We start from the raw sequence: 24,803 nt of genomic DNA, 5'->3' as shown, positions 1-24,803 counted from the left end.
AGCTCCTGTGGACCGGGTAGTAATGAGAATTCTGGCATTAGTAGAAGCAAAGTTGGGTGAGAATCCCAACCGCCGGAGGGGCTAGGTTTCCTCGGCAATGTTCGTCAGCCGAGGGTTAGTCGGTCCTAAGATGTGTCGTAATTCGAGCACGTCAACAGGGAAACAGGTTAATATTCCTGTACCATTCATCCGTAGCGGTTTACCGCCCTGACGCTTCGGGATATGCCGGGCAGGGTCGTCGCCCTGTCTAAGCGTTCAAGCTCGTGGAGTACCGCCATGGTGAGAAGCGAGTGAAGACGTTATGGGGTAACTCGGCAAATTCCTGGAGCCCGTGAAAAGGGGGATGAATGTCCGTACCGAGATCTGACACAGGTGCCCCTAGCTGAAGAGGCTAAGGCGTGTCGGTTTAATCGTGTTAAGGGAATTCGGCAAATTGGCCCCGTAACTTTGGGATAAGGGGTGCCTGCCTGGCGATCAGGCAGGTCGCAGTGACCAGGGGGCTCTGACTGTCTAATAACAACATAGGTGACTGCAACTCGGAAACGATTAGTATAGTCACTGATTCCTGCCCAGTGCGAGTATCTGAACACCGGGTTCAACCGGACGAAGGACTCGTAAACGGCGGGGGTAACTATGACCCTCTTAAGGTAGCGTAGTACCTTGTCGCTTAATTGGCGACTTGCATGAATGGATTAACAAGAGCCCTACTGTCCCTAACACGAAACCGTTGAACATTTCATCCTAGTGCAGAGACTAGGGACTCCAGATGGGAAGTGAAGACCCCGTGGAGCTTTACTGCAGCCTGTCGCTGTGTTACGGTATTCCTTGCGCAGCGTAGATGGGAGGCGTCGATCCACCCCTTTCGGGGGGTGGGGAGCCAACAATGAGACACCATCCTAGGTTTACTGTAACACTAACTCTCTTTGGAGAGGACAACGGTAGGTAGGCAGTTTGGGTGGGGCGCCACACCCTCGAAAAAATATCAAGGGTGCCCTATGGTCAACTCATGTGAGTCAGAAACTCACAGGAGAGTGTCAAGAGCATAAGTTGGCCTGACGCGATTACGCAAAGCAAGTAATCGCGAGAGGAAACTCGGGTCTAACGAACCAATGAGCCTTATTGATGAGGGCCATTGACGACAGAAAAGCTACCCCGGGGATAACAGAGTCGTCGCCGGCAAGAGCACATATCGACCCGGCGGCTTGCTACCTCGATGTCGGTTCTTTCCATCCTGGCCGTGCAGCAGCGGCCAAGGGTGAGGTTGTTCGCCTATTAAAGGGGATCGTGAGCTGGGTTTAGACCGTCGTGAGACAGGTCGGTTACTATCTATCTGGAGTGTAGGGAGTCTGAAGGTAAGATGGAAATAGTACGAGAGGAACTTTCCGTCGTCGCCTCTGGTCGATCGGTTGTCCGACAGGGCAATGCCGAGCAGCTACGCGATAAGGGATAAAAGCTGAAAGCATCTAAGCTTGAAACCTGACCCGAAAAGAGACTCCGTTGAGGACACGGGTAAAAGACCCGCTTGATAGGTCCGGGATGTAAGCACGAAGGCAACGACGTGTTCAGTCCGCGGATACTAACGTCCGATGCCTTCCGCTGAACTCAGACGAAATCCGGAGTACGCACTTAAACACTTCATGCCTGATTCTGATTGAGGGTGCAAACCCTTAAATAGATTCGGTGATTATAATATGAGGTAACACGGCTTGCCAAGGTGGCGGAGCGGCCACGCGGTTGACTGCAGATCAACTACACCCCGGTTCAAGTCCGGGCCTTGGCTTTGGTAATAGCGGCCACAGCAGAGGGGAAACACCTGGACCCATTCCGAACCCAGAAGTTAAGCCCTCTCACGTACTGTGTGGTACTGAGGTGCGAGAGCCCTCGGGAAGCCCAGTTCGCTGCTATTACCTCCCTTTACATTGAAAGATTGCTTTTCTGATATCTTATTGCACGAGCGTTCGTTCTTCCGAGTGTCTGTTCTGGGTAACGCACGGTTTTATGTTATTATGCCCCGGGTTCGCGCGCGACCGCGCCAGCACCCGGTGTATGAAGCGGATAGTCAGTCGCACGCAGAAGGCCGCGAAGAGTTTCTCCATCCTCACGCGAAAGGCGCTTGACCGGGTTTGCGGTTCCCGCACAGGTCATCTCAAGAATAATGGTCATAGCGGGGGCCGGGACCGGCGATGGCGTTCCCACCTGGCCTTCGCGGGGCACACCGCCGGGGCGTCCGGCACGACAGCCCCGGTGCGACTCCACGTTATCCCGGAGTTGCGGGTGCCTTGGAGGTTTTACCATGACGAAAGAGTGTTTTAGGGCTTGATAAGAATCTCCGACCGGGAGATACCGGTCAGTTGTTCCATAGTATCTTCTATCAGTTCCGTGATGCACTGTCGTGCAGTGGCACCATACTATCAATATAATTTTAAATATTTAACTTTTGCTCTTTGTAAATTATTTTTACTTTACCGTCGTGGGGCGATCTCCGCGCGTGCGACAAACAGTAATCGGGTTTGCGCGGACCCGGGGTCGATCTTTATCTCCGGGGCATGCACGGGAGGAGTTTGCCTCCATCCGATCCCGGACCGTCACAGGGGAGAAGTCACAGAAGGGGTACCGGGTGGGGTTCATCGGCTCTGGACAAAGTCGAGTGGGCTGCCGAAAGTGATTCCTACCGGCAGCCTGCCGAGAGCGTAGATCCCACGAGGATGGTGATGATGAATGCGCTACGAAGCCCGCGGTGGTATCCCCCGACTGCAACGCGGGACCGCGCCCCTTCCCGTATGAGATGCAGTATCCACGAAAAGCACCTCCTCGTCGGTCGGCAGACCTGAGTCGAGGACCTTAAGCATCCGGATTGGGATGGAGTCCATCCCTCCGCCGGGAGGACAAGATCGGATCCGGTCGGTCCTGCGCGCATCCGCCCTCCCTCCCCGTGACCGCGCGGTGCCGGCGGTCACATCACCGCAAATTGTGCCGCTTTCTGCTTCTCCTGCAAAAACCCCTCGCTGAGTTCAAAGAGGTCGCTCCTGCTGAGGGAGTGCTCCGCACGGGCGAAGATCACCTCCTCCTCTGCAGCGAAGTGGGCCTTGACGAGATCTGTAAGGTCGGTGAGCGCCGGCGTCCATGCCTCATCCCTGAGTGGTATCGCCTCAAAGCGGGCAAGCATTTCACGGATTTCAGTATGCTCCTTGAGTGATTGCCCGATCCCCCCCGGATTCACATTCCGGAGCCGCGCGTACAGTGTGGCCTCTTCTGCGTATATATGCCCCGGCAACTCGCGGCGGAGCGTGATACACCGGATATCCCGGGTCTCGTGGTTGCTCTCGAGCTCGTCGAAGAGACTTCTGATAAAGTTGTGATCCTCCCTGATCAGTTCAAGAATCTGTGCCATATGTCTGCCTCCGTCCGGGTGAGCAATAGGAGGTGGGGCACTTAACGATTTCGCCGGATCTCGTCCGCTCCCACGGATCCCGGCCGGAAAGAAAGAGGCACTGGCGCCATGCACCCGCTCGCATCGTCTCCAATTTCTCAGCGCGCCGCAACCGGCATCGCGCTTCTCTTTGCCTCCTCATACCGGCTGCCGAGGCTTGAGAGTTCGCTGCTGCTCATCTTCTGCTGCATCTCAGGGAAGATCTTCTTCTCTTCCTCGCTGATATGATGCTCCACGTTCTCCTCTATCACCTTCAGTTTCGCCACCCAGGCATCCTCGTCCGATGTGGGCGAACTGTCGAGCTGGCCGAGCAGTGTCTTGACCGCACTGTGCTCCTCGATCGCCTCAAGAATTGTATCCCGCATCCCCTCAACCTCTTCGAGCCTCGGGTACAGGGCCTTCTCTTCCCCGATGAGGTGCGGCATGAGGTTCTCTTTTAAGGAACTGTACTTCTTCTCCCGGTCGCTCATGCCCTTGCTTGAGAGTTCAGAGAATTGTGAGAGCACCATTTTGTGCTCCTGTTTCAGGATATCTATAATGTTCTGTGCCATTCGATCCCTTCCCCCACTCTGCAGGGAAGGCCACCTGATGCGGGACTGATATATATGCGTTATGCCTGGGCCGGATCCCCTCATCCCGGCACCCCCCGGGAGACTGTGCAGATATCACCTGAGCGGCCGCAGGTGGGCCTTCCCCTTCGCCTCCTCGAACCGGCCGCCGATATGCAGGAGGCGGGCATCGTCTATCTTCTGCCTGGCCTCCGGGAATACCAGCTTCTCCTCGCGGCTGACATGGCTCCTCATCGCCTCCCGGAGTTCCGGCACCGCACGGACCCATTCCTCTTCTCGGGCCATGGATATGTTGTTCAGCCGGTCGATGAGCGCCCGGATGGCCGTATGCTCCTCCCGGGATACCGCCACGAGTTCGTGCAGTCCCTGTTCTTCGAGCCTCGGATAGAAGACCCGTTCCTCACCGGCCATGTGCGGCAGGAGGTTGTTCTTCATCTGGTTGAACAACTCTGCCCGATCGCTGATGCCTTTTCGCTGTAACTCGTCCAGCTCGGCGAGCACCTTTGCATGTTCCCGCCGCAAAAGGTCCAGAATGTTCTGCCCCATGCCTATCCCCCGTATGGATGCTTCCCGGAGCACGCATCCGATAAAAACGTATGGTGTTGTCGGGCCCCAGAGGCCGCATCCTGCTGGATGCCGCCGGATACCCATAAATGGTGCGGGCGCATAAGGCTGTGTATATGCCAGAAGAGGGATCGGCCGCCTCGGAGCCCCGAGTTCCGCTCCGGCGTGAACTCGGGCTGCCTGCGGTTACGCTCTCGGGTGTGGGGATCATCCTCGGGGCAGGGATCTACGCCCTGCTCGGGGAAGCCGCCGGCATAGCCGGCAACGCTGTCTGGCTGACGTTCGCCATAGCCGCCACCATCGCCGCGTTCAGCGCCCTGAGTTATGCCGAACTCTCGTCGATGTATCCCCGTGCAGGTGCTGAGTTCGAGTACGTCTCGAACGCGTTTGGGAGGAGACTTGCGTTCGTCGTCGGGTGGCTGATCATCTTCTCCGGCATCCTCGGCGCAGCAACCGTCTCGCTCGGATTTGCCGGCTACTTCTCAGACCTCGTCGGTCTGCCGGTCCTTCCCTCCGCAATCCTGATCATCCTCCTCCTTGCCGGAATACTGCTCTACGGCATCAGGGAGACCACCCGTGTCGCCATCGCCCTGACGCTCATCGAGGCCGGAGGCATCATCATGGTCATCCTGATCGGCCTCCCATACTTGGGGCGGGTGGACTACCTCGAAATGCCCCAGGGGGTCCCGGGCCTCCTGCAGGCGTCCGCGCTCGTCTTCTTCGCCTATATGGGATTTGAGGAGATGGTAAAACTCTCGGAGGAGACCAAAAACCCCGAGCGGACCATTCCCCTCGCGCTGATGATCGCGCTTGGCGTCTCCATCCTCCTCTACGTCCTGGTATCCCTCGCCGCCGTCTCGGTTGTCGGCTGGGAACAACTTGCCGCCTCCCGGGCACCCTTCGCCGACGTCGCAGCAGTCGCTCTCGGCCCCATGGCGTTCACCCTCATATCCGTCATCGCCCTCTTCGCCACCGCCAACACCGCCCTCCTGATGATGATGGCGTCATCCCGGATCATCTACGGCATGGCCTCCTCCTTCTCGCTTCCGCCGGTCCTCGCCCGGGTGCACCCCCGGAGGCGGACGCCCTGGTTGGCCATCGTCGCCGTTGCCCTCGCCTCCATGGCGTTCCTCTTTGCAGGTGAGATCGATTTCGTCGCGAACGTCACCAACTTCACGCTCTTTGTAACGTTCATCGTCATCAACGCATCCGTGGTCGCGCTGCGGTACCGTGCGCCGGACGTGGTGCGGCCCTTCCGGATACCGGGCACGATCGGATCCCTGCCGGTCATCCCGGTCGTCGGCATCATCTCAAGCCTCTTCCTCCTCACCCAACTGGACTCCCTGGTGCTGCTGGCCGGCGGAGTCCTGGTCGTTCTTGGTGCAGGGGTTGCACTGGTCGGGGAGTGACGGTGGAAAACCACCTGACCATGAGGTCGGCCCGACCCGGGTGACCTCAATATTCTATGAGTTTACTATATATCTCCGAGATTCACTTCGACAAACCCTATATTCATCCGGGCCCTCACCGGTAAGTATGATAGGTCAATCTTCTGCCCGACGTGGCGGAGCGCTCCTCGTCACACTCGTGATCATTCTGGTTGCCGCCACGCTCTTTGCCGGCTGTACGACAGGTACTGAAAATGGAACACCCGGTTCTCCGGATCGACTCTCCGGAACCCTCTCGATCACCGGCTCGACGACCGTCCTCCCCATTGCCCAGCTCACCGCTGAGGCCTTCATGGCCGAGAACTCCGGCGCCGACCTCCAGGTCAGCGGCGGCGGGTCCAGTGTCGGTATCCAGGCTGTCGGCGATGGCACCGCCGATATCGGTATGGCTTCCCGTGACCTGAAAGATACTGAGAAGGGCAAATACCCCGATCTCGTGAAGCATGTGGTTGCCATCGACGGCATCGCAGTCGTCGTAAACCCGGCAAACACTGTTGACAGCCTGACGCAGGATCAGATACGAGGCCTCTACAACGGCACCTACACGAACTGGGACGAAGTCGGCGGTCCGGACCTGGAGGTCGTCGTCACCGGCCGGGATAGTGCTTCCGGGACACGCGAATTCTTCCACGAAACCATAATGAAGAAGGAGGACTTCGTTAACACCCAGCTCGAGAAGAACTCGAACGGCGCGGTGAAACAGACAGTCGTCCAGACCCCCGGCGCCATAGGATATGTGGGGCTCGGCTACATCGATGAGTCGGTGAAGGCGCTCTCCATCGATGCCGGCAACGGTCCGGTTGCACCGACCATTCAGAACATCGAGAGCGGCACCTACCCGATTGCCCGTGAACTCTATATGTTCACCCGGGGTGAACCCACCGGGCTCGCGGCGGCGTATCTCACCTTCATCTCCGGGCCGGAAGGGCAGCAGATCGTCCGGGACGAGGGGTTTGTACCCCTGAGCGGCAACTGGGCGGCCGCCTAAACCCCTCTCTTCTCGCCGGCCCGGTAGCGCTCGACCGGGCCGACCGCTTCCAGCCTTCCGTCCGAGAGGACGGAGATGGCGCCGTGACCGCATGCGATCAGGCACCGGCGGCCGCACGAGGCGAGTTCCTCATCCTGTCTCCGGATCATATCGAGGAGCGCCATACGCTCCCGGCGTGCACAGTCACTGTCGACATTGACCGATGTCACCAGGAAGTCCGCCAGCGAGTTGTAACGCTTCCTCTCCTCATCGAGACTCCCGAAGTTGATCAGGGTGTCCCCGGTGAAGACGATCCCGTGCCCGGGACAGAAGAGGTAGACCTGGCCGTGCATGTGCCCGCCCAGAGACTCAAGGACCTCGAACTCGAGGTCATGGACCGCAAAGCGGGCAAGAACGGGAAAGATCGATCGTGTGCCGATCTTCTCTGCCGGAAAGGTCTCGGGGTTCTCCGGCGGAGCGAAGTGTGAGAAGAGGTTGATGATTGTCGTGTAGACCTCCTCGAGGATCGAGGACTCGCTGCGCGAACCGTAGGCCCGGTTCGCCCGGCGGATGATCTCCCGGGACCCGGTGTGCGTATACACTCTTGCGTCGTAGAGGCCCCCCGCACCGCAGTGGTCCGCGTCGGCATGGGTGATGTAGACCCTGCTGATCTTCTGGAGATCCCCGAGGCCATAATGCTGGAACATCCGCACGGCGTCCTCGTGGTAGATACCGTACCCGGTGTCGATCATGACGGTCTCGTCCGGGGCGCGAAGCAGGAAGATGTTCCCGCCCCCCGGCATCTGGAAGCAGAAGACCTCGACGGCGTCGCTGATCGGTATGCGCTGGACGTCCGCGTAAAATCGGTCTTTTGTGGTGTTCCGGAGAGTTCTCCCGGTGAGCAGGATGCACTCGAAGACCTCTCTTGGGTCCTGACCGAGATTGTTGAGTTCCTGGACGATATGGTTGACATCCTGCAGGAGGGAGAGCAGGAACTCATCCTCGGCCGTCCCGATCAGCCCCCGCACCGCCTGGGCGAACCTGACATAGAAGACGGTATCGTCGAGTTTCTCGCCGGTCATGTCGTACTCGAGGATCTCAAGACGGTACTGTGACTTCAGCCGGTCGAGCAGGCTCTCGACGACCGTGGTCTCTTCGATGTTCAGGCTGATGGTGACCCGCCCCGGGTCGCACCGCCGGTCGTCGAAGTCGACGTAGGCGATGTTTGCCCCCGCCCCGGTGATGTAGGTGAGGAGTTCGAAGAGGGATCCGGGTTCATGGGGAAGGTATACGGAGAACCTGAGAAACCCGAGCGTTGGGAGCGTTTCCTGGAGGTAGCCGATCGCGTGGAGATCTTCCTTCATCCGGCAGTATGTCTCCGGTATGGCGGTCACCTCAAAGAAGACCGTGGCAGGATCGATCCTGCGGTCGTACTGGATGCGGTTGATGTTGCCCGAATAGGACTTGATGATCTCGGCCGCGCGGTGCAGCGCACCCGGCTCGTCGGGCATTCTGGCGATAAAGGAGTATTTATTCACCCGGTTCACCTGATGATTTTCATAAATGTGTGGTTGTCCTATAAGCACCTTTTCTTGCAGACCTGAAGGGTTAGATGCGGAAATGGGAGGTTCTGATGCCCATCATGCGTTTTTGCACCGGGAAGGCGGCACCGGCCGGTCACAGCGGGGCAATCTTCGAGTACACCGCCTGCGCCCAGGCGCGGACAGCCTCCCAGTCGCGGAAGTCTCCTGTCTTTGCCCGGATAAGTTTGATGATCGTCCGGTCGGTGAGGGATAGACGACCACTCTCCAGCCTCCCCGGAAAGATGCCGATATCTACGGGGGTTACGAGCATTCGGACCTGGTCCATTGACGCTTCCGCCTTCTTGAGGATCTCAGGCCCCCCGTCGGCGGCCGTGAGCCCCACGGCAAAGTATGCGATCGGTATGGTGCGCAGGTGCTGCTGGTGCCGCTCAATGAACACCTGGGGTTCCGGGAGCCATTTCCCGACGTAGATCGGGCTCCCTATGATGGCTGCCCGGTACGGGGAGAGGTCCTGGACTTCGTTCACCGGTTGCACATCGACTGCAACGCCTGCCTTCCGGAGTTCATCGCCGATCGCCTCCGCCACCTCTGCGGTCGAGCCGTAGCGGGTGGCGTAGGCAACAAGAATCCTATCTGCCATGATACATGTAGCTCTCGCTCGGCTGGTCTTATTCGTTGCGGGTACGGGTTATGTTCTTATGGATTGGTCTCCCCAATAGGCCCGATGGCGATCAGAGAAGAGGGTGCAGGGGTATGGTACCACAGAGGGCAGGTCTTCTGCACCATGCGGAGGTTCGATGAGGCGATCGACTGCTATGATAAGGCCCTTGAACTCTCCCCCGACGACCCCGTTCTGTGGAGGCGGAAGGGCTTTGCTCTCATCAAGACCGGGCGCTACCGGGAGGCGCTCGCCTGTTTCGATCAAGCGCTTGCTATCGATCCCGAAGACGCGACGGCCTGGCAGAGGAAGGGCTACACTCTCGCCTGCCTGGGCTGGAACGAGGACGCCGTAGCCTGCTGTGACAGGGCGATCACGCTGGACCCGCAACATATCCTCGCCTGGCAGAGCAGGGGCTGGCTGCTCGGGGTCATGTGCCGGTACGACGAGGCGGTGACCTGTTACGAGGCGGTTATCCGGCTCGACCCCGACCGGGGGTCTGCGGCCTGGCATCGGGAGCGTATGCAGGAGAGGAAGGATCTCGCGGCGCTCGCATCCGAGGTCCTGGAGGCCGAAGAGTTCATGGAGGTGCCGGCCTGCATCCGGGACGTGGTCGCGGAGCGGGACTACGGCAACGTCGGGCTCGCGCGGGCGGTGCTCCGGGAACTCGCCGGGCGGGTGGAGAGGGGGGCGGTTCAGCGCCCTGTGTGACTGCCGGTGCAGACCGCTGCAGACTTTTTTGGTCCCCCGGGAGAGAAAAAAGGTAAACGGTCTACCGGTGCGCGAAGTAGGCGCTCACCCGGCCGCCGTCCACCGAGTCGATCCGGGCAAACCCAATCCGCTCGAACTGAACGACGTTGTCCACTTCTCCCGCGACCAGGGGTTCGCAGAACCCCTCGAGGTCCCCGTCCTGCCGGTGGAGGATACAGGGTAGTTTCGCATCCGCCGGCAGCCACTGGATGATCGGCGCCTTTACGCGCCGGGCATCCTCGAGGAGGTCGCCTGCGTAGGATACGCGCGGCGCATCCCCCTCCCACATGATCCCGACGTTGTAAAGATCCTTTAACCGGACCATGCTCTTCCCCTCGATGTCCGCCTTCGGGACGAGGACCCTCCCCGCGGTGACGAGAGTCCTGACCCCCCGGGAGGGATCGTTCGGGTGGAGAGCCGCCCGGGCCTCGTGGCGGGGGGCGCCTTCTACGTCGACCTCGACCGGGTCGGGCACAAAAAAGTACCTGTTCGCCTTCGGGTCGACGAGTTCTTTGTTCCGGGAATAGAGGTTCTCCCATGAGAACGTAATGTCGGTCTCCCCGATTCCGATATCGATCATGGCGTTCCGGACCGCCTCAGGCTGGATGCCCCTGCGTGCGATCGCCCGCATCGTCCCGAGATGGATGTCATCCCATCCGGTGTAGACGCCGCTTTTGATCCCCTCGCGCATACTCGACGTCGAGAGGACGACGCCCGATATCCCCATCCGGCCGTAGTGGTAGTAAACCGGCTGTTTCCAGCCGAAGTAATCGAAGATATAGCGCTGTCTTCCCGTGTTTGCTATGTGGTCCTTACCCCGGATGACGTGGGTGATCCCGAGGAGGTGATCGTCCACCGCGACCGAGAAGTTCATCAGGGGAAAGACCGTGGCATCCACTCTCGGGTGGAGGGGTGCGTTCACGATCCGCATCGCCGAGTAGTCCCGCATCGCCGGGTCGGGGTGGGTGAGGTCCGTCTTCACCCGGACGGTCACGTCGCCCTCGTAGAACTCCCCATCAAGCATCCGCTGCCAGAGTTCCAGGTTCCCCTCCACCGTCTGGTCCCGGCAGGGGCATGCCTTCCCCTTGAGTTTGAGTTCCCGGAAGCGTTCGGCCTCACAGACACAGACGTAGGCGCCGCCGATCTCGATGAGTTTCCTGCACCAGTCGTAGTAGACATCGAGCCGGTCGCTCTGGTAGACGATATCGGTGATCCCGAGCCCCAGCCACTCGATATCCTCCTGCACCATAGCATATGCCTCGGGATCGACCCTCCTCGGGTCGGTATCCTCGATACGAAGGACATACCGGCCTCCATACCGCCTGACATAGTAGTCGTTCAGGATAGAGGCCCGGGCATGCCCGAGGTGTAGCGGCCCGCTCGGGTTCGGTGCGAACCGCATCACCACACCGTTCTCTGCGCCGAGAAGGGCAGGGAGCTCCCTCGACCGTTCATGCGTCTCGTTGAGTTCGTCGAGGAGTTCGGGGGCGATCTCTGCTAGGAGGCTCTTCCGGTCAGGCCGGCTCATCGCCGCCACCTCTGCGATCGCCTTCTCTGCGAGGGGGCCGATCTCCCGGGCCCGGCTCCGGAACTCGGGGTGTTTGCCGAGCACTGTACCGAGGACCGTCCCACTCTTTGGTATGCCATCGTGCTTCACCGCGTTCTGTAAGGCGTAGATGAAGAGCAGATGCTCGAGATCAGCGTCCATGGTATCAGAAACTCCGGTTTATGAAGTAGTCGACAATCTCTGCGAGGAGGCGCTTCTCCTCCGACTGCGGGAGAATCGAGAGCGCCTCCTTCGCCACGGTCGCCCGCTCGACGGCCGTGGCCCGGACGGCGTCGATGACGCCGGCATCCTCGAGGCGGGCGATCAGGTCATCGATCTCAGCGCCCGTAAGATCCCGCCGGTACGGGGCGAGGTCCAGCCCCTTCTCGCGCGCCTTGATCGCTATCAGGGTCTGCTTTCCTTCCCGGATATCTGATGCGCGGTCTTTGCCGCTCTTCTCGGTGTTTGCAAAGAGGTCGATGAGGTCGTCCTGTATCTGGAAGGCAACACCGCTGTTCACCCCGAACTGGTAGAGGGCATCGGCCTGGACCGGGGTCGCGCCCGCCAGGATCCCGCCGATGGCGGCAGACGCACCATAGAGCACGCCGGTCTTCTTGCTGACCATCTCCAGGTACTCAAGTTCCGAGACGTCGCTCCTTTTCTCAAACGCCATATCCATGCTCTGCCCATCGCAGATCTCGGTGCATGTCCGGGCGAGCATCTTTGTCGCCCGGACTTTTGCGGCGTCCCCGGCATCCGAGAGACATATGAACTCGAAAGCCTTCGCGTAGAGCACATCGCCCGCAAGGATGGCCGTCGGCTCATCCCAGACCACATGCACCGTCGGGACGCCGCGCCGCACGACGTCGCCGTCCATGATGTCGTCATGGATGAGGGTAAAATTGTGCGTCAGTTCAAGCGCGAGAGCCGCCGGGATCAGGTCGTCCGAGCTCCCTCGCCTCACCGCATCCGCAGCGAGTATGACGACCGCCGGGCGGAGCCTTTTGCCCCCCGCAAGCAGCAGGTGGGCGCTCGCCCGGAAGAGGTCGCCATGGACGTCTCCGAAGTAGCGGTGGATCACCTTGTCGATCCTGTCAGCATTCTTCTCCAGGTAGTCTTCAAGCGTCGTCATGCCTTTCTCCTATTTTAGCAACACGTTCTGCCCGTTCCGGAGGATATGGAGGTCGTTCCCGAGGGTATACCCGATCTCCTCCGCGAACTTCGCGTAGCCGCCGGTCATGTTGATGTCGCCGTGGGACGGTATGACGTGCTGGGGGTTCAAGAGGTGCAGGAACTCGTAGTGGTCCTCTTTGTAGGCGTGGCCCGAGACGTGCAGTTCATCGAAGATCCGCACACCTGCCATCTTAGCACGGGCCTCGACCAGATAACGCTGCCCGTAATTCATCGGGTTCGGGATCACCTTTGCGGAGAAGAGGATCTTGTCGCCCTTCTCCAGTCTGTAGGGGGTATCTCCCATAACGATCCTCGTCAGGATAGCGCCTGTCTCTCCCTGGTGTCCGGTGACGATCGGGAGGAACTTATCCTTCCCGGTCTTCATGATCCGCCGCAGCGTCCGGTCGACGGTCCGGCGGTTGCCGAACATCGAGAGGGTCTCGGGGAACCCGACCAGTTTCAACTGCTCGGCCGCCGAGCTGTAGCGCTCCATCGACCGTCCAAGGAGAACCGGTTTCCTGCCGATCTCATGGGCGCATTCGGCGATAGTCTTGACGCGGGAGATGTGCGACGAGAACGTAGAGACAAATATGGCGCTCTTGTCATCCTCGTAACTCGTGATGGTATCCCGGACGAGGTCCCGTGCGATCTTCTCGCTCGGACATCGTCCCTTATCAGCGATGTTGACGCTCTCCGTGATGAGAGCGATCACACCCTCCTTCCCGATCTGCCGTAGCCGGGCGAAGTCCGGCGGCTCTCCGAGGACCGGCGTCCGGTCCAGTTTGAAGTCGTTTGCGTAGACGACGGCGCCCCGTGGTGTGTGCAGGACCGGGAAGACGGTATCGATGATCGAGTGCTGGGCCCGCACGAACTCGAGCGTGAGGTGCGGGGAGATGGTGTAGCGCTGCCCGGCTTTCAGGGAGAAGAGTTTATTATTCACCCCGAATTTCTGTTCGCCTGCAATCTGTTGCCTGATCAGTTCCGAGGTATAGGGTGTGCTGATGATTGGAGCGTTGTACCGGTGTGCCAGCTTTGGTATTGCACCGATGTGGTCCAGGTGTCCGTGCGAACAGACGATCGCCTTGACACTCCCCTCTACCCCATTCATGATGGTATCATCAGGAATGGCTTTCATCTCGATCAGGTCCAGGGAATGCATGTTCTCAATATCAGCATCCTCATGGATCATCACCTGGTCAAGACGTAGACCCATATCAAAGATGACAATCTCTTTTCCGCAGCGGACGGCAGTCATATTTCTGCCGACTTCGTTATATCCGCCCACTGCTATGATCTCAATATCCATGTAGCCTCTCCTTGTAGGATGTCTTCTGTGGTTTTTTGGTTAGTCGCTGGTTTCGATCATCTGCCGGGTTAGTCCGGTTATATACGTCCGCGCGTGCCGAAGATCCCGTATCGTCCGGGATCCCGTCAGGAACATCGCCACCGCGAGCTCGCGGTGTATCGCTTCGACGGCTGCAAAGAGCGCTTCCTCGCTCTCCATGGCCGGTTTTAGGAGGGGGAGCGCCATGCCCCCGAGATCCGCCCCGAGTGCAATCGCCTTCGCGATATCGATCCCAGAACGCAGTCCGCCCGTCGCAATGATTGGGCCTCCTGTCGTCCGCACCTCGCAGAGGCTTACCACCGTCGGTATGCCCCAGGAGAGAAACGCTTCCCCGAGATCGGCTAGATCGGAGTCTTTTGCCCGCAGGCGTTCGATCTTCGCCCAGGATGTGCCTCCGTACCCGCCGATATCGATAGCGCTCGCTCCTGCTCCCCGAATAACCCTCGCGGTCCCGGCTGATATGCCGGAACCGGTCTCCTTCACGATGACCGGGTGGGAGAACTCGTCACAGAGGTTGCGGAGCGCTTCAAGGCATCCCTCTGCGTTATGATCGCCCTCTGGCTGAATCGCTTCCTGAAGCGAGTTGACGTGGATAGCGATCGCCTGTGCATCGATCATCTCGACAGCCCGCTCTGCCCACTCGATGCCATGGTCGCGGAGCTGGATGATTCCCAGGTTCGCACAGAGGAAGGCATGTGGCGCCTCCTCCCGCACGATGGCGAAACTGTCCTCCAGTTCGGGCTTTTCCAGTGCCGCTCGCTGAGAACCGACGCCAATGCCGAGGTTATACCGATCTGCGGCGCGTGCGAGCCGCCGGTTTACCTCGAGGGTGTCTGGATGTCCTCCGGTCATCGCTGCAATGAAGAGGGGGGAGTCGAGTGATGCGCCGAGGAACCGGGTCCTGGTCTCGATCGCATCCATATTGCACTCGGGAAGAGCGTTATGGACCAGCCGCACGTCCCCGAACCCGGCATCGCCGGCCTCAATGGGTTTCTCACAACAGATGACCAGATGATCCCGTTTTCTTGAGGATGTGGCGGTCTCTCCTGTCATGGTATACCCCTTCCGGTTATGGTTGTTCCGCCATGCTCCGCGCCGTCCAGGAACCGGCCGATCATCGAGACATGGAATATATGTGATTCGATGCCAGCATCGGCAAGTGCGAGGAGTTCCGCAATCTTACCTCGCATGCCGCCGGTCACGTCGGTGTTTGCCGATCCGCCGACGTCAAGCGTCTCCGCTACGCTCCGGTCGATGCGCGGGATGACCGACCCATTCTGCAGAACTCCCGCGACATCCGTTGCAAGGCCCACGCGCCTGCTTCCCAGGGAAGCGGCAAGGCGGGTCACCAACTGGTCACCTGACACGATGCAGGATCCCCGGAGACGGTCCATCACCACATCGCCGTGCAGCACGGGCACAATGCCGTGTTCTGTCATCTCGGCAATATGGCGGGTCTCGAACGAGGCCAGACGGCCGTCTTCGGCGAGAGCCATGTCGAACGGGTGGATGCCGATCGCCTCGACGCCTGCGCCCCGCAGGGCATCGACGACCGCAGCGTTCAGGCGCGAGACGGCAGCATGTGTCTGATAGATGCCGGGCACGTTCTCACCGGTGAGGCCGTCGTTGATGCGGTAGCGCCGGGCCTCCGGGTGCCCACATGATCCCGCGCCGTGGACGAGGACGAGTGCAGGGGCTCTCCGCGTGGCGAGCTGGCCTGCAATCTTGTGCAGGCGGGTGTGATCGATAGCGCATTCTCCCGACTTGTCGGTGATCACACTCCCTCCCAGTTTCAGTATCACGGCCTCAGTCATGCTTCTCTTTTCTCGCGCCATCTGTATCTATCGTGGTGATGATTGCTTTTCCTTCGCAGGCCTCGATGGCCCCGGCAACCCGGCTTTTTACGCGCCGGGGACAGAGGGCGATGATGCATCCTCCGCCTCCTGCTCCCGTGATCTTTGCCCCGTAGGCGCCGCTTGCCCTTGCCGCAAGCACGAGTTTACTGCTTGCCGGGTGTCCCACACCGAGGGCTTCCAGGAGGGCGTTGTTCATGTCCATGCACTGCCCCAGGTCCTTTGGGTTGTTGATGTTATGGAGGGCGGCAAGTGTCACGGCTCCGATGGCATCCAGTATCGGATTTGCGATCTCCGGGTGCTTCCTCTGCAAGTCCCCGACCAGTTCTACCATTCTCGCGGTGCTGTGCGGCACGAGCGTATTTCCCACGACGATCTGCAGGCCCTGTGGAGGGAGTCTCCGTTTGGAGTTACCGGTGATGAGCACCATCCCTCCGTTGGTGCAGACATAGGTGTCGGTGGGGCTTGCTCTCCCTTTCTGGACCTTCTTCTCTATGGAGTACGCGATATCAGCGATATCCTCACGGGTGCGCCCGAGATTGAACTCATCGTTGATCGCGCAGAGGGTCGCCACTGTCACCGCAGCTGATGATCCGAGACCGGACGAACTCTGGAGTTGCGAGTTGACGTAGACACTGCCCCGGACACCCATTCGCTTGAAACACTCATCGATATAGGGCGACTTCGGGCGTGTCGGATTCCGGGATTTTCTCACGGTGACAAAGACGCGGGGCTTTATTGCCATCGCTACCCCCGGCTTTCCGTAGACTACTGCATGCTCGCCGAACAGGAAGACCTTGCCCGGCGCGCTCCACGTTGCCAATTACACCACCGCTACCGCTGCATACCCCACTACCTGATCGAAGTCCCCCGTCACATCGCCGCTGGTCGTATACCGCAAGAGTTCCCCTCTCTCTGCACCGAGTGACCGGCAGGTGATGCACATGCTCGCGATCGGGCCGTAGCCGCATACCGTGGCGCCGGTCTCCTGGAGCCGGCGATAAAACTCCGGTATATCCAGTGTTTTGAGTGCATCGATTACGGAGAGGTCCTGTCGGCGGGCTACCTCGTCCGGGACGTAGTGAGAGAAGTCACTTGAGGCGACGATCCGCACATTCTTTCCCGTGTGCTCTATCGCCCGGAGCAGATGCTCCGCAAGGCTCGCCGCCGCCTCATAACTCTGGTCTCCCATTATGATGGGCGCAATCCTCGCTCTTGGGAACCGGTACTTGATGAGAGGCACCTGCACCTCGATAGAGTGCTCGCTTTGGTGTGATGCTTCATCTATATCGATATCCAGCGCGTCGACAAACTCCTTATCGACATCGACGATCCCGAGGGGTGTCTCCCATGGCACGGCAGAGGCACTGGTCATGTACCCCCGGTGGCTCGGACCGATGATGACGAATGTGCCGTCAAAATCAGGTGGTATGGTAGAGAAGGCACAGGCTCCGGTCTCTCCCGAGTAGACGTAGCCTGCGTGGGGAGAGACGATGCCCCGGGCGTTGATCTTCGGGGCCCTGTTCCGGAAGAATGTTTCCAGCAGTTGCTCCAGATGCCTGGGCTCGGCAGGATAGAACATTCCCGCTACACTGCATGGGCGCATATCCATCAAGGTTGAACTCTGTGCCTTCGGATCTTATAACTCTGTCTCAAAGTCTTCGGGAGTGAGCGATGTGGTCACACCGCGCAGGCGGAGCAGTTCCTTTGCCAGAAGGAAGTAGATCACCGAGAGGGCTTTTCTGCCCTTGTTGTTGGTGGGGATGACCATATCGACGTACTTTGTCATGTTATTGGTGTCGCAGAGAGCGACGATCGGGATACCCGTCTGAACCGCCTCGTTGATCGCCTGTGCATCACCGATGGGATCGGTCACTACGATCACGTCCGGCTCGATGTACTTGTTCAGGCGCTGGTTGGTGAGCATCCCCGGGATGAAGCGGCCGATGACCGCCATGCCGCCGATGGCATCGGCAAACTTCTTGGCCGGATACTGGCCATACTGCCGGGAGGTGACGACCAGGATCTTTGCAGGTTCATACTGCGAAAGGAACTTCGCGGCAATCTTAACCCGATCGTCGGTTGCCTGGATGTCCAGGATGTACAGTCCATCCCCACGGACGCGGTAGATGAACTTCATCATATCTTTGCTCTTCTGCTGGGTGCCGATGTGCACGCCTGCTGCCAGATACTCTTCCACAGGTACCAGCGGCTCTTTCAGCTCGATTTCCAGTTCATTTCCTGTCAAGTTAGATCAGCTCCTCTATGCGAATCAGTTCATTAAGTTTGGCTATTCGTTCCCCGCCGACCACGCCGGTCTTGAGGAAGATGCATTCAAATGCGGTGGCGAGATGCGCGATCGTCGCATCGGTGGTCTCCCCGGACCGGTGGCTCATGACCGTCTCCATGCCGCTCTCCTGAGCGAGGTGTATCGCCTCGAAGGTATCGGTGAGGGTTCCGATCTGGTTTGGTTTGATAAGAACGCAGTTTGCCGCGCAGGTCTCGATGCCCTTCGTGATCCGTTCGACGTTGGTCACGAAGAGGTCGTCTCCGCAGATCAGGCAGTGGTCCCTGACCTGGTCGGTCAGGTCGGCGAATGCGTCGAAGTCCTCCTCGAAGAGGGGGTCCTCGATGTAGATGAGGTTGTAGCGATCGACCAGATCCGCCATGTAGGCTATCTGGTCTTCGCGGGTCCGCTCGGCATCCTTGTAGCGATAACGCTCGCCGTCCCAGAGTTCGCTTGCCGCAACGTCGATCCCCATGCGGATCTCGACGTTCGTCTCGTCGGAGACGGTGGCGATCGCTTCGCTGATGATCTCGAATGCCTCGGTATCGGGTATGGCAGGCGCCCAGGCACCTTCATCCCCTTTACCGGAGAGTTTGCCCCGCTTCTGCAGGATCTTCTTCACAGTCCCGTGAACGGCAGCGTTCACGAAGACGCCCTCCGTTGCGCCGGAGGCCCCGGTGGGAACCACCAGGAACTCCTGGATGGACGTGGCGTTCGGGGCATGCGCGCCTCCGCCAATGATGTTCCCGAGAGGGAGAGGCGTCTCACCGGCAAATGCGCCGCCCAGGTACCGGAAGAGTTCAATGTCGAGAGATGATGCAGCCGCCTTTGCACATGCAAGTGAGAGTGCTACTGCGACGTTTGCACCGATTGAACTGAAGTCTGGTGTTCCATCGATCTCCCGCAGCAGTGCGTCGAATGTGATCTGATCGCGAGTGTCCTCGCCGATGAGTGATGGAATCAGGTTTTTCCGTGCATCCTCGATAGCTTCTCGTGTCGGCCGCACCTTTGCTTCATAGGTCCCGGTGCTGGCGCCGCTCGGTGCCGCAGACCGGCCAAAGCCGCAGTCCGTGTAGACTTCAGCCTCGACAGTCTCATTTCCGCGGCTATCCAGGATTGTCCTTAAGATAATCTGTTCGATGGTCGTCATCAGATCACTACTTTCTCTTCACCGTTATAGGGATCACGTCTCGATCGTACTCTTCAAGTGCGATCTCGAGCGGCTCTGTCTTCGGTGTTTTAACCAAAACAGGTGCACCCATCGATATCTGCAGAGCACGAGCCCCTATAATCCGTGCTCGTTCATATCGGGTATACGATTCCATCGTGTAGCCTCAAAATCATTCATGATAAAATGGGGTCGCTGAGATTTGAACTCAGGTCACAGCATCCCGAACGCCATAGGATGGCCAGGCTACCCCACGACCCCTCATTGGTACGGATTCAGGTCCTCCACTACTTCCTTATGCGTCAGCAGCATCCGCCTGCAACAGTAGCGTTCCAGGCCGAGATCGTCGAGGATCCGTTTTGGATCCTCGCCTGCATCTCGCCGCTCCACGAACTCCTTCCAGGCTGGAGAGACGACCTTACCGCATGTAAAACATCGTACGGGTATCATAATAATGGTCCTGCATCCTTTATATCTCTTTTGCCTTACCGGTAGGACTTCTGGTACCTTGCCCGTGCACCTGGACCGTGCGGCTTCTTGGACTCCTTCTGCCGCGAGTCATTTACGAGCAGCGTCCGGTCGTACGCGAGGAATATGTCCTTAATCTGCGGATCGTTGTGCCACTCCACAATGCCGCGCGCAAGCGCCGTCCGGACTGCCTCGGCCTGGCCTACTGAGCCGCCGCCCGATACATCGATCGCCGCATCGACGCCGTCGAGTGCGTTCGGGGCCAGCAGCAGCGGCTCGGCGATCTTCGTGCGAGTCAACTCGGTCCCGTAGATCTCCAGGGGCACGGAGTTGATACGGACGCGGCCATTGCCGGGTTTCAGGGTTGCCCGGGCGATCGCCGTCTTTCTCTTACCGCTTGTATTGATGATCTTTGCCATTCCATCACCCTCTTACTTAGTATTTTGCTCCGAGGTTGGTGCTTATTGCCCCGATGGTTATATACCTCGGGCTGCTCAGCCGGTCGATATGGGCCTCGCCCAATGATTCCGTCTCCGCCCCGGAGAACTGCACCGGAACGCCGACATAGGTCTTGATCCGTTTGAATGCGGCGATGCCGCGTTCGCGCTTGTACGGCAGCATGCCGCGGATGGTGCGCTTGACGATATGATCGGGCCTGCGCGGGAAGAACGGGCCGCCCTCACGGGATCCCCGGGTGCGCTTTGTGTAGTAGGCCGCGAGCACATGTGCCCGGTTTCCGGAGACGATTGCCTTCTCGACGTTCACGATGGCAATCTCTTCGCCGGCGAGCGCGCGCTGCGCGACGATGCTGGCCATTCTTCCGAGCAGTAATCCGTCTGCATCGATAACTGTAACCATTCGTCTCACCTGAGGATCCGTACTCTGCTCCCCTTCGGGTTGTCCCGAACGAGGTCCTCGATGGTCATACACGTCCCGTTGGCGCCGTTGATCTTGCTCATTGCAGCCTCGGAGAAGTCAAGCGCGGCGACCTTCACCGACAGGTTGAGCGCGCCGCTGCCGAGCACCTTGCCCGGCACCAGGATCGTCTCGCCTTCATTCGCGTACCGGTCGATCTTGCTGAGGTTCACCTCGGCGTAGTTCTTCCGGGGTGCATCCAGCCTCTTTGCAATCTCACGCCAGATGTTCGCCTCATGCACGCGTGACGCATCTTTCAGCGTCACGATAAGGGCGGTCAGCCGGGGGTTTGATTTACTCTCGGTTATCTTCTTCATTCAGTCCCCTCTCCCGTTATATCGTTCATCACGTCTACCAGGTCGTCTGATGATTTCTGGATATACTGTAGCGCTCTCTCGATGATCTCCCGGACGGGCATCGATCCGTCGCCTTCCACCACAAAGATGAATCGGTTTGCGTCAACACCGATATGGATGGCCGCTTCAGTGCCGATGCCGCCGGCAACGCATGCCCGCTCGCAGAGCCTGCAGAGAGAACAAAACTCCTGCCGCCCTCCGATGACCCGTACTTTTCCCTGCCCGGTCTCGAGCACATTGCGCGGGCACTCGTCGACGCACATGCCGCACCCGTCACACCTCTCATCGATGGTGATCTGCGGATAGTTCTTGTACCCGCAGGCGGTCGTCGCCTGCCACTTGGCATGCTCCTTTCCGGTGCTGACGATGGCGTATGCTTCAAGCACGACCTTCTGCTCCTGGCCGAGGCTGATGATGGGGATCTTCTCCTCTGCCGGTGCGGCATCGGGGTCCTGGGGTATCAGGTCGCTTGAGTAGACCATCTTCGGCCCCTCGACGGAGAGGGTGTAGGTGGCGGTGCAGACCGGACAACCGACGCCTTCGCAGGTGCACTCAGCACGCGGCGCGTAGCGTTTCAGGTCGGTCCGGAGGGGTATGAGCCCCAGCCGGTGCGTCAGCATCTCATCGAAGAGGACGCTTGTGTTATCGTAGATGCGGACATCTTCGATGGCGAGCGTCGGCACTTCGCTGATCATCGCCCGCCGAAGCATATTGGCGAACGATGTGGAAATGCCGCTTATGGTGAATTTGGCGACTCTCTCATCCAGTCGAGAAAACGCAATCTCCATCACACTCTCCTTCCTCTCCGGCCGCCCTTACCGCGGATGCTGTCGTGGGGCACCGGAGTGACGTCTTCGATGCGGCCGATCCTCATCCCTGCACGAGCAAGGGCGCGGATCGCTGCCTGGGCTCCGGGACCGGGGCTTCGCTGTTTGCCCCGGCCGGGTGCGCGCACCTTCACGTGGACGCCGGTGATCCCCTTGTCGCGCGCGTTCTGTGCGACCTGGATCGCCATCTGCATCGCCGCGTAAGGCGAGCTCTCGTTCCGGTCCTGCTTCACGACCATGCCACCGCTGCTCTTGGTGACCGTCTCGGCGCCGGAGAGGTCGGTGATGGTGATGATGGTGTTATTGAAGGAGGCAAAGATGTGTGCAATGCCCCATTTCTCTTCTGCCATGATATTACCTCATTCCTGTGCGGGCGATGCGGCTTCTCTCGGGGTGAACATCGTTCGTGAACGGGGAGGGGCCGTAATAACTAATCTCCTGCTCTTCGACTCTTGCGACCCGGTAGCTCGGCACGGTCACCCGGCGACCGGAGATCGCAATGTGGCCGTGGGTGATGAACTGGCGGGCCTGTTTCGGGGAACGTGCGAGGCCTTTCCTGAGGACCAGCGTCTGGAGGCGGCGGTCGAGTTGCTGCTCGACCTTCAGCGCGAGGATAGCTCCGAGATCGGCGCCCTCACCGACGAGACCGTAGCGGTACAGGTGGTTGGTGAGCTGATCGGTCTTCCTCTGGTATTCATCCTGGTTGAGGCCTCCCGACCGCAGTGCCACCAGTTCACGGGCGGCAGCCCGGTATTTTCGCAGCACGCTCTGGGCCTTCCAGAGTTCGCGCTTGTTCCGGAGCCCGTAATCGATGAGGAGCCGTTTTTCGTCTTCAAGTCTTGTCTTCTCGAACCGCCGCTTGGGCGTCGCATACTGCTTGTAGTTCTTTCCGGGATATCCCATGCAATCACCGCGTTAGTCTTTCTTTCTCTTGACGCCGACCGTTGTGCCCGTCCTTCCGGTGGACTTGGTGCGCTGGCCGCGGACCTTCTGTCCTGTCTCGTGCCTGATGCCGCGGTAGCTGCGCATCTTGCGCATACGGTTGACATCGTCATCATTCATCATGGTGAGGTCGGGCCCGAGGAGGTGGCGGACCTCTCCAGTATAGACGTCTTTTTGGCGGTTTACCATCCAGTCAGGCACCTGCTCGGTGTAGGTCTCGACGGCGTTTGCGATCCGCTCGACCGATCCGTCGTCCAGCTTGCCGAGCACGGCATGAGGATCCACACCGGCAAGGGCGGTGATGGTGCGTGATGTGTGCGGACCAATGCCCTTGATGCCGGTCAGTGCGATGTGCACTGCCTTGGTGCCGTCGAGATCAGTGTTTCTGACTCGAACAAAGTACTTTATCTCTTCTTCATCCATGTGATCGCCTCATCATCGACGTTGTCGGTGAAAGCGCTGAGGGAGGGATTTGAACCCTCGAGTCCCAGGGGGACACAGGTTTAGCAAACCTGCGCCATACCAGGCTTGGCTACCTCAACATAGAACTTTCGCATCTCTCGACACTCGCAGCACGCAACGTACTGCTCCAGACACAGCATTCTATGACTTGTGCTTATCAGTTTTGGTGAGACGTCCTAATAAAATTTGTGGTGTTTCAGGGAGACCGGGCGGCCCGGCAAACCCCGCTCCCGATCAGCGCCGATGCGACGATAGGCAGCGCAATCGTGGCATCGCAGAAGCACTGGACGCGTGGTGACTCGGGCGCCTCCTTGCCCCAGCTGATCGCCTCCTCAAAGGTGCATCCCGAGAGTCCGCCCCAGTGGGGCGCATCGGTGGTGTACTGGATGGCGTAGGCGTGCCCGCCGAGGTGCTGTTCGTGGATCGAGGCGATGACCTGGGTCTGCTGGATGAAGTTCTTCGGCACGCCGCCGCCGACGTAGATGACGCCGGTCTTCTGCGACTCCTCTACCCTGCGCGTGATCTCATCGGTATCGGCGAGCTGGTCGATATCGACGTCTATCCCGCGCCGGCGCGCCATCACGAGGCCGATGCCGATGGATGAGTCGCCGAGGGCGGGAATGAAGATCGGGACGTCATACTCGGCACAGGTGGCGATAAGCGACCGTCCTTCAGGCTTCTGCTCGTGGAGCCAGTTCCCGAGGCGCCGGATGAACTCCCGGGATGAACCCCGGAACGGTGCGATCTCGTCGGCAAATCGTGCGATCTCTGCGTCGATGCTCCGGAACTCCTCCTCGTATGCGAAGACATCGTATATGCGGTCAATCCCTTCCTCGAAGAGCGCTGCGTCGTCTGCGTGGTGGTGGCCGAGATAGTGCCGCACACCAAGATGCTCGCAGGTGTCGTGGAATATGTTTGCACCCGTGGAGACGAGGACGTCGATGTAACGGTGCCTGACAAGTTCGATGAGTATGTTCTGCATGCCTGCCGGGATCATCGCGCCTGAAAGCCCCATGAATATCGTGCAGTCCGGATCCCTGATCATCCTGGTCCAGACGCCGAGCGACTCCCCGAGTTTTCTCCCCTGGAAGCCGGTCCTGCTCATGGACTCAAGGAGTGCCGTTACATCCCTGTTCGGTTTGACTGGCTGCGTTGGTTTCATGGAAAAATCCTGATATCCGTTTCTGGTTGCGGAGCCTTAATGCTTGGTGCCGGGGCGGGGCAGAATGTCCCTGATACGGAGACGCAAGCGGAAAAACCCCTTCCGCGAACTCCCGCGCGAGGCCGCATCGCCGTCTCCACACCCCTGCCTCACGCGAAGGCGCGAAGTTCGCGAAGGGTTCGGGTTGGGAGGAGATACACGGACTTCGCGGGTAGTGCTCCAGCAGAGAACTGATAATCGATCTCAGTGGATCCGACCGAAAATTTCCGTTATCGTGCTCTGGTAAAGCCCACCCAATTCCGGCTGTCGTTCATCCCTGATGTTATTGGTGCCGGACCCGGCCTGTCCCTGAGTTCGACCTTTTCTCGC

Annotated in this window: 27 protein-coding genes, 3 tRNA genes and 2 rRNA genes (1 of these 32 running past the window's edge); 6 read left to right on the top strand and 26 right to left on the bottom strand. The window is 59.4% G+C overall.

Annotation, left to right across the window (positions count from 1 at the left end; all coding sequences use genetic code 11):
* The 3 genes from BP846_RS00915 to rrf all read left to right on the top strand — a co-directional run.
* Positions 1-1,600 (top strand): 23S ribosomal RNA (locus BP846_RS00915) (it extends 1,492 nt beyond the left edge of the window).
* A gap of 108 nt (positions 1,601-1,708) precedes the next feature.
* Positions 1,709-1,780, top strand: a tRNA-Cys gene (locus BP846_RS00910).
* A 5-nt stretch (positions 1,781-1,785) separates the two neighbouring features.
* Positions 1,786-1,907 (top strand): 5S ribosomal RNA (gene rrf / locus BP846_RS00905).
* A gap of 1,046 nt (positions 1,908-2,953) precedes the next feature.
* Here rrf and BP846_RS00900 read toward each other — a convergent pair.
* The 3 genes from BP846_RS00900 to BP846_RS00890 form a co-directional block, all read right to left on the bottom strand.
* Positions 2,954-3,391 (bottom strand): hemerythrin domain-containing protein, encoded by a 438-nt coding sequence (locus tag BP846_RS00900; RefSeq protein ID WP_292392163.1) that lies wholly within the window; start codon positions 3,389-3,391, stop codon positions 2,954-2,956.
* 137 nt (positions 3,392-3,528) lie between these two features.
* A complete protein-coding gene (locus tag BP846_RS00895) occupies positions 3,529-3,981 on the bottom strand; it encodes a hemerythrin domain-containing protein (RefSeq protein WP_292392162.1) in 453 nt (150 codons plus the stop codon).
* Positions 3,982-4,095: 114 nt separating this feature from the next.
* Positions 4,096-4,545 (bottom strand): hemerythrin domain-containing protein, encoded by a 450-nt coding sequence (locus BP846_RS00890; RefSeq protein WP_292392161.1) that lies wholly within the window; start codon positions 4,543-4,545, stop codon positions 4,096-4,098.
* A gap of 134 nt (positions 4,546-4,679) precedes the next feature.
* Here BP846_RS00890 and BP846_RS00885 point away from each other — a divergent pair, with 134 nt between their 5' ends.
* Positions 4,680-5,972 carry an APC family permease gene (locus BP846_RS00885; protein ID WP_292392160.1) on the top strand — a complete coding sequence of 431 codons (1,293 nt, stop codon included), beginning with the start codon at positions 4,680-4,682 and terminating at the stop codon, positions 5,970-5,972.
* Between the two features lie 127 nt (positions 5,973-6,099).
* On the top strand, positions 6,100-6,999 hold the full coding sequence (locus tag BP846_RS00880) for a phosphate ABC transporter substrate-binding protein (protein WP_292392159.1): 900 nt from the start codon (positions 6,100-6,102) through the stop codon (positions 6,997-6,999).
* On the opposite strand, the gene BP846_RS00875 is transcribed toward BP846_RS00880, so the two are convergent.
* Together BP846_RS00875 and BP846_RS00870 are read right to left on the bottom strand one after the other, a co-directional pair.
* On the bottom strand, positions 6,996-8,516 hold the full coding sequence (locus tag BP846_RS00875; RefSeq protein WP_292392158.1) for an MBL fold metallo-hydrolase: 1,521 nt from the start codon (positions 8,514-8,516) through the stop codon (positions 6,996-6,998). The two genes, BP846_RS00880 and BP846_RS00875, sit on opposite strands and share 4 nt — an antisense overlap.
* 139 nt (positions 8,517-8,655) lie before the next feature.
* Positions 8,656-9,162, bottom strand: a complete 507-nt coding sequence (locus BP846_RS00870; RefSeq protein ID WP_292392157.1) for a flavodoxin domain-containing protein — start codon at positions 9,160-9,162, stop codon at positions 8,656-8,658.
* A gap of 84 nt (positions 9,163-9,246) precedes the next feature.
* On the opposite strand from BP846_RS00870, the gene BP846_RS00865 reads away from it, so the two are divergent.
* Positions 9,247-9,891, top strand: a complete 645-nt coding sequence (locus BP846_RS00865) for a tetratricopeptide repeat protein (RefSeq protein WP_292392156.1) — start codon at positions 9,247-9,249, stop codon at positions 9,889-9,891.
* Positions 9,892-9,952: 61 nt separating this feature from the next.
* On the opposite strand, the gene BP846_RS00860 is transcribed toward BP846_RS00865, so the two are convergent.
* From BP846_RS00860 to BP846_RS00760, 21 genes are all read right to left on the bottom strand, one after another.
* Positions 9,953-11,638, bottom strand: coding sequence for a glutamate--tRNA ligase (locus BP846_RS00860; protein WP_292392155.1), 1,686 nt, complete (start codon positions 11,636-11,638; stop codon positions 9,953-9,955).
* A 4-nt stretch (positions 11,639-11,642) separates the two neighbouring features.
* Positions 11,643-12,608, bottom strand: a complete 966-nt coding sequence (locus tag BP846_RS00855; protein ID WP_292392154.1) for a polyprenyl synthetase family protein — start codon at positions 12,606-12,608, stop codon at positions 11,643-11,645.
* 9 nt (positions 12,609-12,617) lie between these two features.
* A complete protein-coding gene (locus tag BP846_RS00850; protein WP_292392153.1) occupies positions 12,618-13,955 on the bottom strand; it encodes an RNase J family beta-CASP ribonuclease in 1,338 nt (445 codons plus the stop codon).
* Between the two features lie 39 nt (positions 13,956-13,994).
* Positions 13,995-15,047 (bottom strand): type 2 isopentenyl-diphosphate Delta-isomerase, encoded by a 1,053-nt coding sequence (gene fni, locus BP846_RS00845; RefSeq protein ID WP_292392152.1) that lies wholly within the window; start codon positions 15,045-15,047, stop codon positions 13,995-13,997.
* Complete coding sequence (locus BP846_RS00840) at positions 15,044-15,808, bottom strand: isopentenyl phosphate kinase (protein ID WP_292392151.1); 765 nt, start codon at positions 15,806-15,808, stop codon at positions 15,044-15,046. Before BP846_RS00840 ends, fni begins: the two co-directional genes overlap by 4 nt.
* Complete coding sequence (gene mvk / locus BP846_RS00835) at positions 15,801-16,670, bottom strand: mevalonate kinase (protein ID WP_292392150.1); 870 nt, start codon at positions 16,668-16,670, stop codon at positions 15,801-15,803. The genes BP846_RS00840 and mvk overlap by 8 nt, the downstream gene beginning before the upstream one ends.
* A complete protein-coding gene (locus BP846_RS00830) occupies positions 16,671-17,459 on the bottom strand; it encodes an MEMO1 family protein (RefSeq protein WP_292392149.1) in 789 nt (262 codons plus the stop codon). It abuts the gene before it with no gap.
* Between the two features lie 27 nt (positions 17,460-17,486).
* Positions 17,487-18,095, bottom strand: a complete 609-nt coding sequence (gene rpsB, locus BP846_RS00825; RefSeq protein WP_292392148.1) for a 30S ribosomal protein S2 — start codon at positions 18,093-18,095, stop codon at positions 17,487-17,489.
* Between the two features lies 1 nt (position 18,096).
* A complete protein-coding gene (gene eno, locus BP846_RS00820; RefSeq protein ID WP_292392147.1) occupies positions 18,097-19,284 on the bottom strand; it encodes a phosphopyruvate hydratase in 1,188 nt (395 codons plus the stop codon).
* 7 nt (positions 19,285-19,291) lie between these two features.
* The gene (locus tag BP846_RS00815) at positions 19,292-19,459 is read right to left on the bottom strand and encodes a DNA-directed RNA polymerase subunit K (protein WP_292392146.1); all 168 of its coding nucleotides are present in this window, start codon (positions 19,457-19,459) and stop codon (positions 19,292-19,294) included.
* A 30-nt stretch (positions 19,460-19,489) separates the two neighbouring features.
* A tRNA-Pro gene (locus BP846_RS00810) sits at positions 19,490-19,563 on the bottom strand.
* Positions 19,564-19,752: a DNA-directed RNA polymerase subunit N gene (locus BP846_RS00805; RefSeq protein WP_292392145.1), complete on the bottom strand. Its 189-nt coding sequence runs from the start codon at positions 19,750-19,752 to the stop codon at positions 19,564-19,566.
* Positions 19,753-19,787: 35 nt separating this feature from the next.
* On the bottom strand, positions 19,788-20,189 hold the full coding sequence (locus BP846_RS00800) for a 30S ribosomal protein S9 (RefSeq protein WP_292392144.1): 402 nt from the start codon (positions 20,187-20,189) through the stop codon (positions 19,788-19,790).
* Positions 20,190-20,205: 16 nt separating this feature from the next.
* Complete coding sequence (locus BP846_RS00795; RefSeq protein WP_292392143.1) at positions 20,206-20,628, bottom strand: 50S ribosomal protein L13; 423 nt, start codon at positions 20,626-20,628, stop codon at positions 20,206-20,208.
* 5 nt (positions 20,629-20,633) lie between these two features.
* Entirely contained in the window at positions 20,634-21,002 is a 369-nt protein-coding gene (locus BP846_RS00790; RefSeq protein WP_292392142.1) for a 50S ribosomal protein L18e, read from the bottom strand.
* The gene (locus BP846_RS00785; protein ID WP_292392141.1) at positions 20,999-21,829 is read right to left on the bottom strand and encodes a DNA-directed RNA polymerase subunit D; all 831 of its coding nucleotides are present in this window, start codon (positions 21,827-21,829) and stop codon (positions 20,999-21,001) included. Before BP846_RS00785 ends, BP846_RS00790 begins: the two co-directional genes overlap by 4 nt.
* Positions 21,829-22,218 (bottom strand): 30S ribosomal protein S11, encoded by a 390-nt coding sequence (locus tag BP846_RS00780; RefSeq protein WP_214076864.1) that lies wholly within the window; start codon positions 22,216-22,218, stop codon positions 21,829-21,831. Before BP846_RS00780 ends, BP846_RS00785 begins: the two co-directional genes overlap by 1 nt.
* A gap of 4 nt (positions 22,219-22,222) precedes the next feature.
* A complete protein-coding gene (locus BP846_RS00775; RefSeq protein WP_292392140.1) occupies positions 22,223-22,771 on the bottom strand; it encodes a 30S ribosomal protein S4 in 549 nt (182 codons plus the stop codon).
* Positions 22,772-22,783: 12 nt separating this feature from the next.
* Positions 22,784-23,233, bottom strand: coding sequence for a 30S ribosomal protein S13 (locus tag BP846_RS00770; protein ID WP_292392139.1), 450 nt, complete (start codon positions 23,231-23,233; stop codon positions 22,784-22,786).
* 34 nt (positions 23,234-23,267) lie between these two features.
* Positions 23,268-23,352: transfer RNA gene (locus BP846_RS00765), tRNA-Ser, on the bottom strand.
* Between the two features lie 116 nt (positions 23,353-23,468).
* Positions 23,469-24,434 (bottom strand): deoxyhypusine synthase, encoded by a 966-nt coding sequence (locus tag BP846_RS00760; protein WP_292392138.1) that lies wholly within the window; start codon positions 24,432-24,434, stop codon positions 23,469-23,471.
* Between the last annotated feature and the right edge of the window lie 369 nt (positions 24,435-24,803).

This window comes from Methanoculleus sp. UBA303 (genome assembly GCA_002501655.1).
Lineage (GTDB): Archaea > Halobacteriota > Methanomicrobia > Methanomicrobiales > Methanoculleaceae > Methanoculleus.
The sequence above is the reverse complement of the archived record's forward strand: the minus strand, read 5'-3'. Positions and strand labels throughout refer to the sequence as shown.